At 39.0% G+C, this 19234-nt stretch carries 17 protein-coding genes; 13 read left to right on the plus strand and 4 right to left on the minus strand.

Annotated features, from left to right (window positions below):
- The first annotated feature begins 75 nt into the window (after positions 1–75).
- A complete protein-coding gene (locus FCN25_RS17520) occupies positions 76–1224 on the plus strand; it encodes a hypothetical protein (protein ID WP_137226688.1) in 1149 nt (382 codons plus the stop codon).
- Between the two features lie 44 nt (positions 1225–1268).
- Here FCN25_RS17520 and FCN25_RS17525 read toward each other — a convergent pair whose 3' ends face one another.
- From FCN25_RS17525 to FCN25_RS17535, 3 genes are all read right to left on the minus strand, one after another.
- On the minus strand, positions 1269–1718 hold the full coding sequence (locus FCN25_RS17525; protein ID WP_137226689.1) for a hypothetical protein: 450 nt from the start codon (positions 1716–1718) through the stop codon (positions 1269–1271).
- A gap of 4 nt (positions 1719–1722) precedes the next feature.
- A complete protein-coding gene (locus FCN25_RS17530; protein WP_137226690.1) occupies positions 1723–3147 on the minus strand; it encodes a GMC oxidoreductase in 1425 nt (474 codons plus the stop codon).
- Between the two features lie 522 nt (positions 3148–3669).
- Positions 3670–4869, minus strand: a complete 1200-nt coding sequence (locus FCN25_RS17535) for an MFS transporter (protein ID WP_137227459.1) — start codon at positions 4867–4869, stop codon at positions 3670–3672.
- A gap of 368 nt (positions 4870–5237) precedes the next feature.
- Here FCN25_RS17535 and FCN25_RS17540 point away from each other — a divergent pair, with 368 nt between their 5' ends.
- The 6 genes from FCN25_RS17540 (at position 5238) to FCN25_RS17575 (ending at position 11797) form a co-directional block, all read left to right on the plus strand.
- Positions 5238–5768, plus strand: a complete 531-nt coding sequence (locus FCN25_RS17540; RefSeq protein ID WP_137226691.1) for a hypothetical protein — start codon at positions 5238–5240, stop codon at positions 5766–5768.
- 517 nt (positions 5769–6285) lie between these two features.
- Positions 6286–7614 (plus strand): DASS family sodium-coupled anion symporter, encoded by a 1329-nt coding sequence (locus tag FCN25_RS17545; protein ID WP_137226692.1) that lies wholly within the window; start codon positions 6286–6288, stop codon positions 7612–7614.
- Between the two features lie 717 nt (positions 7615–8331).
- Positions 8332–8925, plus strand: coding sequence for a peptide-methionine (S)-S-oxide reductase MsrA (msrA, locus tag FCN25_RS17550; RefSeq protein WP_137226693.1), 594 nt, complete (start codon positions 8332–8334; stop codon positions 8923–8925).
- Between the two features lie 904 nt (positions 8926–9829).
- Positions 9830–10087: a type II toxin-antitoxin system Phd/YefM family antitoxin gene (locus tag FCN25_RS17560; RefSeq protein ID WP_137226694.1), complete on the plus strand. Its 258-nt coding sequence runs from the start codon at positions 9830–9832 to the stop codon at positions 10085–10087.
- The gene (locus tag FCN25_RS17565) at positions 10075–10374 is read left to right on the plus strand and encodes a type II toxin-antitoxin system RelE/ParE family toxin (protein WP_137226695.1); all 300 of its coding nucleotides are present in this window, start codon (positions 10075–10077) and stop codon (positions 10372–10374) included. The genes FCN25_RS17560 and FCN25_RS17565 overlap by 13 nt, the downstream gene beginning before the upstream one ends.
- Before the next feature lie 808 nt (positions 10375–11182).
- Entirely contained in the window at positions 11183–11797 is a 615-nt protein-coding gene (locus FCN25_RS17575) for a hypothetical protein (protein ID WP_217495318.1), read from the plus strand.
- Positions 11798–12020: 223 nt separating this feature from the next.
- Here FCN25_RS17575 and FCN25_RS17580 read toward each other — a convergent pair whose 3' ends face one another.
- Positions 12021–12956, minus strand: a complete 936-nt coding sequence (locus FCN25_RS17580; RefSeq protein ID WP_137226696.1) for a LysR family transcriptional regulator — start codon at positions 12954–12956, stop codon at positions 12021–12023.
- 124 nt (positions 12957–13080) lie between these two features.
- Here FCN25_RS17580 and FCN25_RS17585 point away from each other — a divergent pair, with 124 nt between their 5' ends.
- From FCN25_RS17585 to FCN25_RS17610, 6 genes are all read left to right on the plus strand, one after another.
- Entirely contained in the window at positions 13081–14106 is a 1026-nt protein-coding gene (locus FCN25_RS17585) for a zinc-binding alcohol dehydrogenase family protein (RefSeq protein ID WP_137226697.1), read from the plus strand.
- Positions 14107–14347: 241 nt separating this feature from the next.
- The gene (locus FCN25_RS17590) at positions 14348–15574 is read left to right on the plus strand and encodes an RNA-guided endonuclease TnpB family protein (protein WP_137226698.1); all 1227 of its coding nucleotides are present in this window, start codon (positions 14348–14350) and stop codon (positions 15572–15574) included.
- 91 nt (positions 15575–15665) lie between these two features.
- The gene (locus FCN25_RS17595; RefSeq protein ID WP_137226699.1) at positions 15666–15956 is read left to right on the plus strand and encodes a putative quinol monooxygenase; all 291 of its coding nucleotides are present in this window, start codon (positions 15666–15668) and stop codon (positions 15954–15956) included.
- A 139-nt stretch (positions 15957–16095) separates the two neighbouring features.
- Entirely contained in the window at positions 16096–17565 is a 1470-nt protein-coding gene (locus tag FCN25_RS17600) for an ATP-binding cassette domain-containing protein (RefSeq protein WP_137226700.1), read from the plus strand.
- A 193-nt stretch (positions 17566–17758) separates the two neighbouring features.
- Positions 17759–18304: a thioredoxin family protein gene (locus FCN25_RS17605; RefSeq protein ID WP_137226701.1), complete on the plus strand. Its 546-nt coding sequence runs from the start codon at positions 17759–17761 to the stop codon at positions 18302–18304.
- A 253-nt stretch (positions 18305–18557) separates the two neighbouring features.
- Positions 18558–19214 carry a nitroreductase family protein gene (locus FCN25_RS17610; protein ID WP_137226702.1) on the plus strand — a complete coding sequence of 219 codons (657 nt, stop codon included), beginning with the start codon at positions 18558–18560 and terminating at the stop codon, positions 19212–19214.
- The last annotated feature ends 20 nt before the right edge of the window (positions 19215–19234 follow it).

Consider the following 19234-nt stretch of genomic DNA (forward strand, 5'->3'; position numbering starts at 1 on the left):
ATTTAAAGCTTTGAGGTTTTCCTCAGTTAAAGAGGTTACAACTGTGTTACCTGTATATTTAATGGAAACAATAAAATGGATCTTTTAAAAAGAATAACAAATTTGCTTAAGAAGCATAATATTAACGTTGAAATTGAATTATGTGACCTCGAGTCGAGCAATGATTTATTTCAAATTTTCGAAAGTATCACGCCAGAACGTTTTCTTCATTATGATCCAGAGTGTATTGATGGAATCGAATCATATAAATACGTATTTATGCAACATGTCTATGTGACACTTGGCGAATTTAAGCCAACTAATATTTCTGTCAGTGGGAGTATGGACACAACCGTCACGTTACAGTTTGAATATAAAGATAAAAAGAAGAAATTTAGCATTCTCCAAGATGGGTCTAGCTGGGTTACAGATAGTTTTTATGACAAGCTAAATAATTTTATTCAAAAAGAATTGCAAAGTAAGTACCTGACTCTTCCTACCAGTGATCAAACGACGGCTGTGGTTTATTTACCTAAAAAAGTCGCTAATACAATTAATAAGCATTATATGGGAATGAGTAGTGCTGATGATATTGTCGCGTTTTTGGTTAAAGGCGGGCTTGTTGAGCATATTAATTGGAACCATACCGCACCAGATGCATACAATGGTTATACCTCTGAAGGCGAAACCATCGCGACCGCAATACTAAAAGCAAAATTACCAGCAGGGACTCCTTACCCGCCCAACCCACGTATAGACGGGATGTTTGAAATGTTCACAGAGTCAACACCTGTTAATGTTCATCTACAGAATAAAAAGGGAGAAACACCTTATCGCTTGGCACTTACTGGTGACTCAGTTTTTTTGAAACAATCTTTAGGTGAAATAAGTCAAGAATGCGTCAGTTTTTCTAAGCTACTCAGTAGTGAATGGTTTCCTATTAATCCGGAAATTTTGAAAATTATCGAGCCAATGAAAGACAGTTTGGAGCGCGCTAAATTCCATTCTCACTCTGGTTTTTATAATGTGCTATTTTCTCTAGAAGACAATTTCATCATTAGTGAAAATGCATTTTCTATCGAGGGTAGAGAAAACGCTGAGGGTGTTTTTTATTATGAAGTGTTCATTCAGAAAGCAGGCAATGGTAACAACACGATATTAAAAAACTTCTCTGAAACAGAAGTTGAATATATCCAAGCTCTCATCAAGCAGTATTGCGATAATACCCTTTGGCACGACAGTTAATTGTAACATTTATTTTACTTTGGTAGTTGCTAGTAATATTTTTCCTATGAGCTTAAAAATTGTGCAAATGGGTTAGACGTACGGCATATAGAGCTCATAGCACCATTGTAAATTATCGTTTCATTTAATGTGTCATTAGCAAAAAAATCACTATTTAAAAGAAACTTCGTCAAAATCATTCGTTCGAGATTATCAATTTTTCCATGAAGATTTTCATCAAATCCAGAAGCGACTCTGAGCACTGGGTCTAACACTGAGAAGATATGAGTTTTTAAAGCGATATCATATCTTTCGACAAAAAAATCTTTCGAGAATTGTTTGATATCATCTTGGGATATTACTCTTCCTGGTAGGTTTTTGTTTAGTATGCTTTCAACTAAATCGTGTAGACGGCTCTGGCCATCTAGCATGTAGATACCTAAAGGTAATGCGGCTAAGATTGCTGTTCCAGCACATATTTTCAGAAATTTACGTCGTTCAATAGGATTATTCATATATTTACACCAATTTATCAGCAGCTCTTAAAGCTGTTGCCGCAACCGTTAAACTTGGGTTTGCTGGAGGACACGTTGTAAATGTAGAACTGCCAACAACAACGAGATTACTCATTTTATGATGTAAAGAGTTACCATCGACAACGAAGTTTTTTGCATCATGTCCAGCTCTAAGTGAACACTGTATATGTGACTCTGTTGGTCTTTCCCTCAGTGTTACAATTCTCTCAACAGGCAGGGGGGCTAATATTTTTGAAAGATTGTCATTAACGTGTTCTAGCCCAGCTCTAGCATAAGAAGATACGCTAGCATGAGATACGTAAGCCTGACCTTGAGCATTTAGCGTCACTCTATTACTGCTTTGAGGTAGGTCTTCAATAGCCACTAGTAATGGAAGGACTTGGCGCCAACGGCCTTGTTCTAGCCGTAAACCATGTTTGACCCGGTTTTCAAAATAAAATAATGCAGCACCAGCATTTTCACGATTAGGGTGTGAATCATAGAGACTGTAATTAAGTCCTGTGGTTATTGTGCTGCCACCAAAATTATCAACACCATCTAAAAATATTTCAAACTCATAACCCAGTTGTTCGCATATGCCGACACCGGTTTGTTCATGATTGATGCCAGATCTAATCAATATTGCAGGACTTTGTATTCCATTTGCACCAAGAACGACAAGATCACCATAGATGCTTCGCTCTTCATCACTGACAGTGAGATACATTACCCCTGTGGCTATGCCGTTATGATGTATTATCTCCCGAGCCTGAGCATTCATAATATATGTGATATTAGGGTGGGTCAGAATATCTGTTAAGCCATTATAAGCAGTAAATTTAGCATTGACGGGGCACAAATTACATTGCGCAGTGGCACAGCATTGATTGCGATTTTGTAGTGCTAGCGGTGAGCGAGCTGTGGCAATCGGAAAATGTAGATTAGGCTGCGCAGCCATCATTATTTCATCAATAGCACTTACGCGATGTGGAGGAAGAGGAAATGAACCTGATCGAGGCGACACTCTCCCCATTTTATCAGAGCCTGATATAGACATAATATTTTCTGCAGCCATATAATAAGGCTCCAGGTCATCATATGAAAATGGCCAGTCATCTGAAATATTAAATCGAGATTTCATTTCAAAATCAGCTGGAATAAAACGTGGCGTTTGTCCAAACCAACAATTTGTTCCACCACCTAGACCAATCGTATAATTCCAAGGCTTATGATTTTTATCTTGTGCATGTGTTTGCTCTGGAGAAAAATCAGAATTTCTTTTATTTGATATCTGCCAGTTACGATCTCTGTTCTCACCCCACTCAACAACAGCGATCTTTGCATTGGGTTTATTTTGCAAATGTTGCTTTATAAAGAATAGGCTGCCAAATCCAGATCCAATAACAACAATGTCATAATGATCGTCCATGTAAGTAAACTTCCTATAAAATATGAATAATCTTAATTATCCTAAAGCAATTATGTTGCCCACTCGAGGAAATTACCTATCAGATAGTAATGAATTCTGTAACATGTGTAAATTATAAATTGTTTAAAAGCTAGCCACATATAGGGCTTTTTTAAATATAGTAGAACTTGGAACATCATGATGCTGAGACCAACATATGAATTTAATCCACCAATAGTTTAGTTGGCGAAAACATTGTGGACATAAATATTACTCATTTTAAGAAAAGAAACGGGTTTATCTCCGATAAGTAAGATTGACTCTTTGGGTATTCCATACTGCGCTCGAAATACAATATCAAGCGAAGAATTTCGCTTTGATATTTGCGGTATGTATGATGGTAAAGTTTAGATAATAACGATGGTGTAAAATCAAGGATCATTCCAAGTGGGCATTGCTCGTCGCTAGTGTCTAAATATCATATAAAACTCAACAATGAATGACGATGGTCTGCGTCGTTACTTTTTTGTAATAACAATAAGCTTACTCTCCGACAGATTTATGCAAAGTGGTGTTTCTACCGCCGCCTAAACCACACAATGCACATAACACACCCGCAATAGCACATAACCATAATGGCGCGTCCCAATTGCCTGTTGCCGTGTGTAGCGCCCCTGCCACCATAGGGCCTAAGGCTGCCAGTAAATAACCAACACTTTGCGACATACCAGAAAGCGACGCAGCTTGGTGCGGGTCGTCGGTGCGTAAACTAATAAACGATAACCCCAATATAAAACACGCCCCAGAGCAAAACCCCAATATGAGTGTCCATGCAAAGGCAAAGTGAGGCATATACAGTAAACCTAGCGAACTTGCTGCACTCAGTAGCGCTAGAATAAAGCTCAGTGCGCTTTGATCTTTTAACTTAGCCAGTAAAGGTATTAATACTAAGCCAGGTAGTGCGGTCGCAATTTGAAATGCCCCATGATATGCCCCCGCTTGAATTGCTGAGTGGCCGGTGTCGGTCAGTATGCTTGGCAACCAAGTAATGATGATGTAATTCAAAAAAGAATTTAAGCCTAACAACAAGCTAATTTGCCAGGCTAATAAATAGCGCCATACACTTTTTGATGGTGCTGATTGGTGTGCGGAATAGGTGGGCTTAGTGTGTTTACCCAGTTGAGCGGTCCATACAATTAAGGTGGCGACAGAAATAATGGCTGCCGAACCAAGTGCAAATTGCCAGCCCAAACCATTTAGCTGGCTAAGTGGGAATACCAATGCTGAAAAACCACCAGATACAACGCCCATTGTTAGCACGTAAGCGGAGGTCATCAGTGCCACTTTTGTAGCGAAATCACGTTTAATCAGGCTGGGTAATAATACGTTAGCAATCGCAATACCTATACCAATGATGGCAGTACCAACAAATAGCATGGTTGATGAATTAATAAACCGAGCCACAATACCTAATAAAATCAGTATTAACGCAGTAAACAATGCATGTTCTAAGCCTTGTTTACGGGCGAAAATGGCCGCCATAGGAGAAATAACCGCAAAGGCAATTAACGGCAATGTGGTTAAAAATCCTGCTTGAGATCCGCTTAGGCCAAAGTGACTAATTATTTGCTCTAGCACTGGAGCAATGCCGGTAAAAGGAGCGCGTAAATTAGCCGCGATAAGCAAAATACCCATCACCAATAATACGCCTGAAAAGCGAGATGGTACTTTGTTATGTAATATAGCTGAGCTCATGCAGTATTCTGTTTTCATAGTCAATAATGGTCCCTAGTATAAAGATTTTGTCAGTTAAATAATTTAGAAATAGTGATATTTATTCATATAAAACGGACAACACTATGTTTGATGAAATGCATTAGTGAGTTAAATGCTTACTGGGGTTGTCAAAGTCATCACTTTGCATGAGTAATTAATAGAGTCGATATTGTCAGTAAGCTTGCTATGCATAAGAACCTTTGTGGCATTTTTATTGACCAATTTGCGGTTGTATGTTTTTTGTTAAAAAGTAATACTCATTGGCTGCCGCATCAATATTGGTAGCTAACTCAATAAAGTCTAAGGTTTAAGCTTGGGCTGTCACAAGGATATTCATGAAAAAAACACCCATTATCGCTGTGCTTACCATTCTTCAAGCACTGCCTGTCCTGCTTACTATCAGTGCACTCACTAGTTTTGCTTTCAATGAATCAACCAGTACTTGGTTGATGGTGAGTAGTCTAGCCACAGTCTTACTGACAGGTTATTTAGGGATCCCTGCAAGTGTATTATTGTTTAAGGGACATAAATTAGGTTATCAATTGGGGACGGTTATTTGGGGATATGCCATCATAGTAAAATTTTTAGCACTATGGGAAGTTGCTGTAGGTTCTAGTGAGCTTGTCGGCGGAACGATAATGTACATTGCACTGACTAAATTAGTTTTTTGGTTAATGGTCAGTGTTGGTATTTTTATTTTATTGGTTAAAGCGCTCCGCCAACCTAATAACATATCAGCCAATATTGCCTCGGCCGATCCAGAAACAACGGTAACGGAGCAAACATCTAACAACACGAGCTTTAAATCGCTCGCGCTATGGCTTATCTATACCGGAATTGTTGTGATATTTTATCAGCTGAGTTAACAGTGTTATGGCCATTACAAGGCATAGACATCAGTGGCTAAGTTCACCTCTGTTTAATTTAGTAACATTAAGCGTTTTGACCATAAAGTTATAATAAAATATTGCTGTCTTTTAATCTCATTTATCGCTTAAAAATGGTGATTATAACAACAATGAAATTGCTTGTTGCAGCTTATAAAAAAGTAAAATTAAACGTAGATCACATTTTGTGTTAGTTATTAAATTACGATAACTTATCAATTCAGCTGACTATTTATGCTAATGAAAATTTAAAACATGAAAATACATCAGAATAATGCAATTTAGATCACGTAATTTTATTTTGTGTGATTCTAGTTGGTTAATTTGGTTATGTTGTAGTTAAAAGCATACAAAATATAGCACTTTGATAAGTGTCACCTATGCCTTAAATTCGTTGATAATAAAATTATTCCAAGGCTGTACCTATGTCACCAAATTCAAAAAATAACATCCCCTCCGAAACACCCACAACGGAGGGGGGCTTGATCAAAAGAAAATGCTTATTTTAATTTCAGACGTTATATTGTTATTTGCTTTATTTTACGGTTTACCCTTTGAGCAAGGGATAAACACAGGGTTAGCTATCTTGGTATTTACGGCCATTTTATGGGTTACAGAAGCGATTCACATTAGTATTACTGCAATATTAGTTCCGATTTTAGGTGTTTGCTTTGGCGTGTTTGAAACCAAAGTTGCGATGACTAATTTTGCCAATCCCATTATTTATTTGTTTTTTGGTGGCTTTGTGTTGGCTGCAGCTCTTAATCATCAGAAAATTGATACATTAATTGCACAAAAATTACTAGTTGCGTCAAAAGGCAGATTAGGGGTTGCTTGCTTTATGCTTTTTGGGGTAACAGCTTTACTTTCGATGTGGATTAGCAATACGGCCACTGCGGCGATGATGTTGCCATTAGCGTTGGGGATATTGTCGCAATTAGATAAAGATAAATATCATAGTACCTATTTGTTTTTGCTTTTAGGTATTGCCTATTCAGCCAATATTGGTGGTATAGGAACCTTAGTCGGCAGTCCACCTAATGCCATTGCAGCAGCGCAAGTGGGATTAAGCTTCAGTGATTGGCTGGAATTTGGTATACCTACCGTTATTATTTTACTGCCGTTAATGTGGTTAGCTTTATATTGGTATTTCAAGCCTAATCTTGCAGCCAAGATAGAGCTTCAACGTGAAAGCAAAACGCTGACGCGTCGAGGTAAGCTAACATTACTCATTTTTATTACCACAGTTTGTAGCTGGATATTTAGTGTGCCCTTAGCTAAAGCATTGGGTGGTATTCCTCAGTTTGACACTATTATTGCCTTAAGCGCCGTGGTTGTACTGGCAAGTTTAGGCTTGGTTAGTTGGAAGAAAATTGAAACAACGACTGATTGGGGAGTATTAATTCTATTCGGTGGTGGTTTAACCTTGAGTGCTATTTTAAAAGCGACGGGCACCAGTGTATTTCTGGCTCACTTTATGACGGATATTTTTGGCAGTACACACATGTCGCTATTTGTGTTTGCTGTGGTTGCATTCGTAGTGATGTTAACTGAATTTGCCAGTAATACTGCCAGTGCAGCCTTGCTAGTACCGGTTTTTGCTGCCATTGCTGAAGCGTTAGGCTTATCGCCAGTGATGTTGTCTGTCATGATAGGCATCGCAGCATCTTGTGCCTTTATGTTACCTGTCGCGACGCCACCTAATGCGATTGTGTACGGTTCGGGTTTTATCAAGCAATCAGAAATGATGCGTGTCGGTATGATCATCAACGTGATTAGCATGATAGTACTCGGGGTAATCGCACATCTATTCTGGAATATCTAACGGTAGAATAGATAGCATTGAACAAACGGCGCATTTTGCGCCGTTTTTTATAGAGCAATAAACTCGTTATTACCATTCTGTAGTTTATGTTTGTATTTTGGTTTTTTAGCCGAACCCTTCGGGCAGCGTTTGTTGGTCATTTTTACTGCGTTATCGACTTTTTATGTAGAATAACTACACCACAAAGTCTCTGCCGCGCAGTTATAAATGTGAGTAATGGCCAACAATTCGCTGCAAACATGACCTTGAAAGATCAACAGGCCCTAAGGTTATTTGAAAGTTTTTTTCTGTTTAGTTGGTCTTTTAATGTAATCAATGGCTTTTATTCGGGTTATTTATAAGGGCTTGGGTGGCATGTTGCCAGCACATTCGTTTAAGCTTAACGACAGTATTGCTTACATTAATGGTTACAGTCGTGCTTTCACCCTAGCTTTTCCCAGCTATATTGATATCAAATCGCGAGTGCTGCGTGATATCTACAGCGATGCTTACTCTTGTTGATATTGAACTCAAATTTTTGATGATTTCCGTCAATTTATATATTTGAAAGATGGAAAATGCGGTCGTAATTAACACGTAAAGCCGTTATGTTAATTGTCATAAAATTGGGTGGTTTGATTATTTTTGATTATGTTGTAAGCGTTTAAACCATTAAGATCATATTGTAGCTATGTTAGAGGTAAACATGCCAATAACCTTGAAAATAAAGGAAATATTATGAAAATTACACTAGGGTTAATAATATTAGCAGCAAGTTTATTGTCTTATGCTTCTAATGCCAATGCAGATAAAACCATTTTGGCTGGTGGATGCTTTTGGTGCATGGAGTCTGATTTTGAAAAACTTGATGGAGTAACCGATGTGATCTCCGGATTCACAGGCGGAAACATAAAAGACCCCATATATAATGGTAATCATAGCGGTCATTTTGAAGCGGTTCAAATAACCTATGATCCTAACAAGGTGAGTTACAAAGAGCTGTTAGATTATTACTGGGTTAACATTGATCCCTTTGATGCAAAAGGACAGTTTTGTGATAAAGGTACCAGCTATTTAAGCGCGATTTTCGTGGCAAACGCAACAGAAAGAGACATTGCACAACAGTCTAAAAAGGACATCGAAAAGCAATTTCCTAATAGCAACGTTATTACGCCAATTTTAAATGCTTCAATTTTTTATCCTATAAAAGGCGATGAAAGTTATCATCAGGATTATTATAAAAACAACCCCATTAGATATAATACTTACCGCTGGAGTTGTGGTAGGGACAAAAGATTAAAAGAAATTTGGGGCGATAAAGCGACACATTAATCTAGTTTATACATTTATAAATTCACCGCAGACAGCGGGTTTAACAGTGAAGCTAATCTGGCATTTATGGCGCAAAGTTGCTTTGATACCTACATTGCAAATAGCCAATTTAGAAAACGAAACCCGTTGTTTAAAAAAGTGAAACTGACGAAACAGAGAAAGAAAAGTGCAGGTTACAAAGGCGTAATGGCAAGCCACTATTTTTACCTCCGATGACTTTCATTACGATGAAGCAACACAAAGCTGCCGATGTCCCGCAAGCAATGATATGTGGCGAAGTTGCATCAATGTAAAAAGCTATCACCAAGAATACACCTGATTTTGCAGTTATTTAAAGATTGTAAAATCTGTCCCCTGCAACAGCAATGTATGCGAAAACCGCCCATAAAAATGGGACTACAGGTGCTGTTTGAAAATGATAAATCACGGAAAAAACTGAGTTACATCGACAAGATGAAAGTGAAAATAGACCGTCCAATGGGGGCGACGACAATATAGCAAGCGACTGGATTGCATTGAGCCTGTATTCGGGATATTACTGTTAAAAAAGACAAAATCACTTGACCTTACCAGGTCAAGTGAAAGTAAATGCCTAATTGCAGCTATATTGCCTTGTTCATAACATAGAAAAGTTGCAAAACACGATGCACTAAGTAAGGTGTATTCCTATTCAACCTTAAAAACACCTTTAAAACCTCACCCGTTCCGCGATTAAAAATCCGCAAAACCAACAAGTTAGTATTAAAGCCTGCCAAGCTAAATGATTGAGTTAAAGAAGAAAATCAGATATCGCTTGTCCATTAATAAAATAAATTTTAAACGAGTAATTCTACCGGTTCGTTAGCAGTAATTCCCAAAATGGTTACCGAGTGCTACTATAGTGATACATTTTAAAGGGGGTATTATGAGAGTAGAACTAGTAACAACACTGAAACGTCAAGCAACGAAAATATTGTCTGAGCTCCACTCTTCTAAAGAGCCGGTCTTAATTACTGAGCATGGACAGCCTTCTGCATATCTTGTAGATGTTGACGATTTCGAATTTATGCAAAAACGTATGCAAATTCTTGAGGCTCTTGCTAAAGGTGAGCAGGCAATAAGTCGCGGAGATACTATGTCTAATGTTGAAGCGAAAGAGAAAATGAATAAATGGCTGAAATAATTTGGACAAACCCTGCACTAGAGGATCTGAATGATATAGCTGAATATATTGCTTTGAGTCATATGATATCAGCTAAAAAGTTAGTGGTTAAAATATTCGATAATGTTGAACGACTTGAAGCGTTTCCTGAATCAGGCAAGAAACCAATAGAGTTAAGTAATCTTAACTATCGAGAGGTTGTCGTTAACCCATGTCGCATATTTTATAAAGTAGAGACCGATAAGGTTTATATTTTACACGTCATGAGACAAGAGCGTGACTTGCGAAAATTTTTATTGCTGTTGTAACATACTGCTAACTAATAAAGATATGCCACGCGAAGCCGCGTCCATATCCCAAGTGTTGAACAAGCCTGAACACCTGAGATGTGACTCTTTATTGTGCCAAAAACAGTTCGAGAAAACGCGCTGTTTGTTATGATTATTAGCCACTTTTCAATAGTCAGCAAGTTCCCTTAGCCTCTTTGCCAGTTATGTAACTCGCTATATTTCAATATCTTAAATTAATCCTCCACGGTATTCAGTTTAGCCATTATCCTTATTATCATTTTCAACGTTAGGTTGTGAGCAATAAGTTTGTCGGTCGTTTCACTATGCCCATAAAGCGCATTCTTTGCTGACAACAGGGACAACGGTGCGTCGTGAATCTACGTATTCGGCAGGGGTCAAAATATCGGGTAAGCGTTTGACCTGTGGTGGCTTAACAATACTCAGCCACTCCCAGTGTTGGTTAAGGACATACCGATAGAAAAACTGTAATTCATTACGGTCAAGTTTTACGGTACTCCAAGAGTTTAAGCATCGATGGTAGCAGGTCTCTTGCCTTGCAGTGTTAAATTGGTAAGATGTTGTTCATAAAGAAAATCAAAGCGTAGTCGTTCATGGTGATACTCTTAGGTAATGCCTATTAGGCAGGGTCTAGTAAGTATTTATGATGGTGATAAAGATGGGCTTTTATCTTTTCTGCCGCAGAGCGGCTTCGTTCAGTAAGGTACTTAAACGGAATTAAAACAGTGGGTTACGTTTTGCGGCGATACAAATTTTAACCCACTATTTTAGTCTGCTTAATGCGGCGTTAGTTTTCACGGAGAGTTTTGTGCCAAATCGGATTAAGTGGCTAATTTACCTTGCTGCAATAACGGCAGTATCTATAGTTCTTGCCTATTTCTATAATTTCCATACAGGTTTCTCTAAAGTACAAAGCGACTGGGGGAGTTTTGGTAGTTATGTTGGTGGTACTTTAGGCGCGACATTTGCTTTTCTAGCTTTTCTTGCTGGTCTAGAAAACCTAAGATTTATCAAAGGGCAACAAGAAAAAGAAGAAGTTCTAGTTTCCATTAAGTCTTATGAAGCTGATTTAAAAGATTGTTATACAATGATCGTTACTTGTGACCAGCCTTGGATATGGGGGCACAACTTTGATGCCGCTAACGATATAAAAGATCTACCTTTACGTACTCTTCTCACTAGTGATGCCATTGATTGGGAGGCTCACCTAGCAGAGTTGCGAGATAGCCTTGCTTTTAGGAAGCAACCTAACTCAGAATTATTTCAAGATCGCGATATTTGGCTAATGGCGTATAACGCGGCTAAAGGGCTTTTTAAGTTTATTGAACTATATGAGATAGTTGGTGGAGATTCTTCTATAGTTTCATATTATCGTGACGCATATGAAATTCCATATAATCGCCTTTTAGATACATCAAGGTGAAAACTAACACATATGAGCCTCCCGCCAGTCAATAGATGAGCCATTTTCTAACCGAAAGTATTTGACTGTTTTTACAGTCAAATTTAAATCAATTAACAAATTCTTATATTTTGTCTATCAGATAGCTGTCAAATCATCGTGCCTTTACAAATAACAGTATGCAAACACATATAGAGGCTCATTTAAGGTGTAAACGACTTTAGCGCGCCAATAAGATTGCTTATCAATCCAACACGCTTTTATCCAATATGCCTTTCTCAATCAGTTGCTGTAAAATACTGTGGGTCTTTTGCTTTAAGGTGTCACGTAGTAACCGCGCTGCAGGGGTAATAGATTGTCTGCTGGGAAATATCAGCCAAAGTTCGGTCGGTTTTGCTTGGTATTCGGGTAAAATGTGTACCACATTTTCGGCAAGTAAGTCGCTCGACATATCAAGACAAGATTTAAGCCCAATGCCTTTACCTGAAAGGCACCAACGATGAACCAGTTCACCGTCGTTAGAGACTCGATTACCCTTCATTTTGATTTTGTACTGTTCATCATTGCGATAAAAATCCCATACATCATAAGTAATATTATTGAGTTGATATAACAATCCGTTATGGGAGGCTAGGTCTTGTGGGTGTATAGGGGTGCCATTTGCTTCAAGGTAGGCTTTGGAAGCACATAACAACCTAGGAATATTACAGATTTTAAAGCCATATAAATTTGCGTCGTTTGGCGAACCATATCGCAGGGCTAAATCGACTGAGTCACGATAAAAGTCTAAATTACTGTCATTAATATTGGCATGTAGGCTGATTTTTGGGTGAGTTGCCATAAATTCATCAAGCCAAGGGATAACAATATTACGACCAAGATCCGATGATATGGCTAAACGTAAGTCACCATCAATAATGTCCAGTTCACCTTTCATGTTCTGCTTTGCTTGCTCCAGCATCAACATGGCTTGTTCGCACTGTGGGATGTACTTTTCGCCAGCGCTCGATAAACGTAATTGTCTGGTAGTGCGGATAAATAACTCTACGCCTAAGTTAGCTTCTACTCGTTTTAATGCTGCGCTAGCCGTTGCTGTACGCATGTCTAAATTGGTTGCTGCAGCAGTGATGCTGCGAAACTCGGCTACTTTTAGTACTACGTATAAGTCTTCTAGAAGCATGATTATCCATTTTTATTTGATAATGTTTCTATCATTATGCTGTTTATGAATAGTAAAACAAGGGCTAATATTGTTTCATCAAGTTTGAACACCGTTTGCAGATTAACACAACAGGAATAACATTATGAAAGCCATTGGATACACACAATCATTACCCGTTACTCACCCTGAATCGTTAATTGATGTTGAGTTACCACACCCTATTGCGACAGGCCGTGACTTATTAATCAAGGTGAATGCTATTTCGGTTAACCCTGCAGATTACAAAGTACGTTTATATATGCCGCCAACAGACGGTGCTGTAAAAGTGATTGGTTGGGATGCTGTTGGTGAAGTGATTGCTACTGGCGATAAAGCAAGCCAATTTAAGCCGGGTGATGTGGTTTACTATGCGGGTGATATTACTCGTCAAGGTTGCAATGCAGAATACCAATTAGTTGATGAACGTATAGTTGGCTTTAAGCCAAAAAGCTTACCAAATGCAGAAGCTGCGGCACTGCCTTTAACAGCCATTACCGCATGGGAACTGTTGTTTGAGCATTTAGCTATTGAACAACAAAGCCCTGCATCGACTGACAAATCAGACGATGTCATTTTAGTTGTTGGCGCTGCTGGTGGTGTAGGCTCTATTTTTGTTCAGTTAGCTAAAGCTATTACAGGTGCAACTATCATTGCCACTGCGTCACGTGAAAGTTCAAGCGCATGGGTTAAAAAGTTGGGTGCCGATTATGTTGTTGATCACACCAAACCGCTTGCTGCGCAAATTGAAGCGTTGAACATTAGCCCAGTTACTCACGTTGCAAGCTTAAACAGCACCGATAGTTATTTTGAAAGTTACACTCAATTGTTAGCACCATTTGGTAAAATTGCTATGATCGACGATCCTGAAGCTCTTGATATCACAAAATTGAAGCCAAAGAGTTTGTCATTACATTGGGAGTTTATGTTTGCTCGTTCAATGTTTAATGCTGCAGATATGGATGAACAAAGTCGTTTATTAAACCGTGTGGCAGATCTTGTAGACCAAGGTTATATTCAAACAACGTTAGGTCAGCACATGGGCACAATTAACGCAGCTAACTTGCGTGCAGCTCACAAAGCATTAGAAACAGGTCGTTCTATTGGTAAGATTGTACTAGAAGGCTTTTAGTCTTTTATAAAGTCTGTTCTAATCCCATATTTATAAACAGTTTATTTTATCTAATCTGTCGAGAAAACCCCCTGATCCGAGCGTAGCGAAAGTCGCGGGGATGAATCGATAAACTAACCTCGCTCTTGAATATATTGACGGTTCATATCAACGGAAGTGCTGCACAATGAGATGCTTGCACTGTGAATTAGTTTGGTATTCCACTTGATAATATCAGGTCGTACAGTAGTCTATACAGTATATGAAAAAGACGCTCAGATACAATTTTAGGATAAAACCAACGCCAGAGCAGGAAGCCAAACTTATTGAGTTTGGCTCGTATGCTCGTGGGTTGTGGAACTTATTATTGTCAGAAAATCTGCGTCGTTATAGGTACGACAAAACGTTTTTGTTCTATCCAGAAATGGCAAAATTAATTAAAGAGTTAAAGGTATTCGAAGAGTTCTCTTGGTTAAAATCTTTTGATTCTGCGGCTGCACAGCAAGTGGCAAGAGATCTGGATATGGCTTTAAAAAACTCTTTTTCTAAGAGTCGGTTGCAAAAATTCCCGACGTTTAAAGTCAGTTTCAAACAGAAAAAACTGCACAATGACAGCTTTAGGTGTGTGAATAACTCGAACTGTATCCGCATCGAAAATGGGGCGGTCAGCATTCCGAAAATTGGCAAAGTACCGATTGTTTTACACCGTAAATTAGTCAGTGAAATCAAGACTGTTACTGTCCAACTATCACATGGTAAATGGAATGTATCGCTTACCCAAGAGGTTGAATGCAAGTCCGCGAAGCGGATCTTGTCATCAATAGTAGGCTACGACATTAACAGTCAGCATACGGTTGTAGGTTCGAACGGTTGGTACGTTAAAAACCCAAAAGCACTTAAACGTTCATCAACAAAGCTAAAGCAAATTCAAGTCCAGTTGAGCCGAAGGGAAAAAGGCTCTCGTCGCTGGTATAAAACCAAATCACGCTTAAATACACTTCACGGAAAAATCTCACGCCAACGCCTAGCGTTCGCTCACGAAGTATCATGTTCGATAGCCAAGACCAGTGATATCATAGTGTTTGAGGATTTAAACGTGAAAGGTATGCAGCAATTTAACGGCCATATGGTGAACGATAATGTGATGGGTATGATCACTTCGCAGACTCAATACAAAGTTGAATTGAATGGTGGTATTTACCATGAAATAGGTCGTTATGTGAAATCGTCAGGCATTTGTTATGAATGCAAACACCCGCACAAGTTTGGACTTAGCGTGCGAGAATTTGCTTGCGAAAGCTGTGGTTTAGTCCAGTGCAGAGATTTAGCGGCTGCTAAGTCTATCGAAAACACAGGCGAAAATGATTTAATGGTGACTGGGAGAGTCACTAGGGTAATCCCCAAATCTCAGAAGAAATCATCTACTAAAACGAAAGTCTTTGAGCTATCAAAGTTTGGTGTGGGAACTGAGAAAAAAGAAGCAACTTAGCCGTTAAAAGCTAAATTGCAGAAGCCCCGTGATCAGAGCGAAGCGAAGTCGCGGGGTAATTCACTGATTGTATGATTAAAAGGAATATAACATGTCAAAGTTAACTATCGTAGCCAACATTAAAGCCAAAGCTGACAAAGTCGATTTAGTTAAAGCTGAATTGTTAAAGTTAATTGAAGTGACTCGAGCCGAAACGGGTTGTATTAGCTATGATTTACACCAAGATAATGCTAATCCCGCACATTTTATGTTTTATGAAAACTGGCAGAGTCGTGAATTGTGGCAGGTTCATATGAATAATCAACATTTAGCTGATTATGTGGCCGCGACAGAAGGTGCAGTCGTTGAATTTACCTTGAATGAAATGACGATAATCGATTAAGGCTTGCGATAACTGAGTTTTACAAGATTAACTGAAAGGCAGACCATAAAAATGGTCTGCTTTTTTGTCGATTTCATAAACCTACTTATGAGACAATCTGGTGATAAATGAGTACAAATAGACAAGGGTAAGCGCCAAAATGGAAATCCGGTTTACACAACTGCAATGTCGTTCATCTAGTGTCATGATGGACATTGAAGATTGGCTAATTAAATCGCATCAATCTTGGGGAGTGTTTAGTACCGAAGGTGACTTAGGCGCCTTACTGGGTAAATTGTTAACTCAGCAACCGCTAGATAAAACCTGGGAATATTCCGGCCAACTATCGGGTCTTGAGCATTCGCAAGTCGCCTTGGTGTCGCTGCATGAACAGCAACAATTACTTGAAGATATTCTCGAACAAGATGACAGCGAATCTTTAGGTTATATCGATCCTAAAACCACTGTTTATGGCGTAATATTTGCCCAATGTAATGATGACGCACTGACTCATCGATTATTGGCGCAATTGGATCTTACTCGGTTAAGTGATAGCCAGTTTACTCAGCTTTCTACCGGAGAAAGCCGTCGCGTGATGCTTGCCCGTGCGCTGGCGACAAAGGTGCCATTTTTAGTGCTCGACGAACCCTATGCCGGGCTAGATGTGGCTCATAGGCAAGCGTTAAGCCAATATTTACAGCTGTTATCGCAAACTGTGCAAATGTTGGTGGTGGTCTCTCGTGAGCAAGATATGCCAGATTGGATAGAGCATGTTGCCCTGTTTAACCATGGTAAATTAGACAGTGTAATGGCTAAGTCTGAGTGGGATAACCATCCGCTTATCACTCAATTAACCGCGCAATCTGGCCAACAAAGTGAAGATATGCTGGCGCTTATTCGTCGTCACCGTCACACCCCAACATTTGCAAATCCGGTTTTTCAATTGAACAATGGCCGAGTCGCTTACGGTGACAAAGTCATTTTCTCTGGGGTGAATTGGCGCATCAATAATGGTGTTCATTGGCAAGTTAAAGGCCCTAATGGCTGCGGTAAAAGTACTTTGCTTGGGCTTATTTTTGGCGATCATCCACAATGCTACAGTAACGATATTGATATTTTTGGTAAAAAAAGAGGCTCTGGTGAGAGTATTTGGGAGATAAAAAAGCACATCGGCATGGTGTCATCTGCGTTGCATTTACAGTATAGGGTTAATTGTAGTGCGCTTGATGTGATTGTATCGGGCTTTTATGACTCTATTGGCTTGTATCAGCAACCGTCGAAACAACAAGTCGCTATTGCAACGGAGTGGCTAGCGATTTTACACATGAGTCATTTGAGTAAATCGTCATTTCGACAACTAGAATACGGTCAACAGCGATTATTATTAATCGCCAGAGCCATTGTTAAACAGCCAACCTTACTTATCCTCGATGAACCTTATCAAGGTTTAGACTATCTAGGGCGTAGATTGATCAAGAATGCCCTTGAACTTATTGCAAAAGAACACTTAACTCAATTGCTATATGTGTCACATTATCAAGAAGATAGCCTTGATAGTATTCAACACTTTATTGAGTTTGTCGCCGATGAACATCAAGGCGGTTATCGTACTGTGGTCACAAATGCCTAATACTTAACTGGCAAAACTCTTTAAACAGCTGGCATTAGTCGGCTGTTTTTATTTCAGATAATTTTCCAATAATAATTGATAATCTTTCAATTATTACGCCGTATATGGCAATTAAATTATCGGATATGATAACCAAATTAATGTAGTGACAGACTTACCAAGTTACTCATGCTAACTGTAAAGGATATGACCTATGTTACTCGATACGCCTATTTGTGATTTTGGCTGGAAAGCACCTGATTTCACACTTAACACGCCTAATGGTGACGCTTTTACCATGAGTGAAAATTTGGGTAAAAAGGGCTTGTTAATTATGTTTATTTGTAATCATTGTCCCTATGTTAAAGCCATTGCGACTCGCTTAGCCGAGGATACAAAACAATTAATGGCCGAAGGCATTAATGTATTGGCAATAATGTCTAACGACTATGAAAATGTTGAAGCGGATTCGCCGCAGAACATGTTGCGCTTTGCTGAGTTGCATGGGTTTGAGTTTCCGTATTTAGTTGATGAAGACCAGCAAGTAGGCAAACAGTATGGCGCAGTATGTACCCCTGACTTTTTTGGGTTTAATCACCTTGGTGAATTGCAATATCGTGGCCGTTTAGATGATGCACGTTTGCACGATGATCCAAATCGAGAACCAGAGCTTTTGAATGCCATGCAAATGATCGCTGGGATTGGTAAAGGCCCTAAGCAACAAACAGCCAGTATGGGGTGCTCAATTAAATGGCGCTAAATAGCTTTTAATTGAATGCAAACCTTGAAAAAACCTTTTTAAGCACAACAACAGGGTGACGATGTATTGATTTAGTTATCTTGTTAACCAATTGTATTTATTGTTAATTTGTTTTTAGTTTTATGCTTTTCCTCGTTTGTTGTTCACGACTCTTTGTCGTGATTAACAGGGCAAGCTAATCGATAATATTATTATTTGATATCGTTAACTGCCAGTCCTTTTAATGATCGTTAAAATAAAGATGGAGCACCACATGACCAATGCCATTATTGCTGATTTAGAAAAACGTTACACAACCAAACGCTATGATCCGACCAAGCGCGTTCCAAAACAAGATTTAGCCGTGATTTATGAAGCAATGAGACTGTCACCTTCATCGATTAACTCTCAACCATGGAAATTTATCGTGATTGAAAGTGATGCTGCTAAGCAACGTATGTCTGACACATTTGCCAACAAGTTTCAGTTCAACCAACCGCATATTAAAGCGGCATCTCATATCATATTGTTTGCTTATAATCCTAAGTATACCCGTGAAGATTATGCCAAGGTTGTTGATAAAGGTATTGCAGACGGTCGTACTAAGCCTGCTGATCGTGAAGCTGCGTTTGGGGCATATGCATTTGTAGATTTAAATACCGACGAAGCGGGCAACAATGGTGCTTGGACTAAATCACAAACCTATTTAGCCTTGGGTAACACTATGCATGCTGTTGCACGCTTAGGTATCGATTCAACACCGATGGAAGGGGTTGATAGCGAATTGATAGGTCAAGTTTTTGAAAAAGAATTGGGCGGTTATATTTGTGACGTGGCACTCGTGTTGGGTTATCACAGTTCGGAAGAAGATTATAACGCTGGGTTACCTAAGTCGCGTTTAGCGAAAGAACAGGTTATTCAAATATTGTAATTAATTGATTTTGGCTTGCA

Source organism: Shewanella sp. MEBiC00475 (assembly GCF_005234075.1).
In the GTDB taxonomy this organism is placed as follows: Bacteria; Pseudomonadota; Gammaproteobacteria; order Enterobacterales; family Shewanellaceae; genus Shewanella; species Shewanella polaris.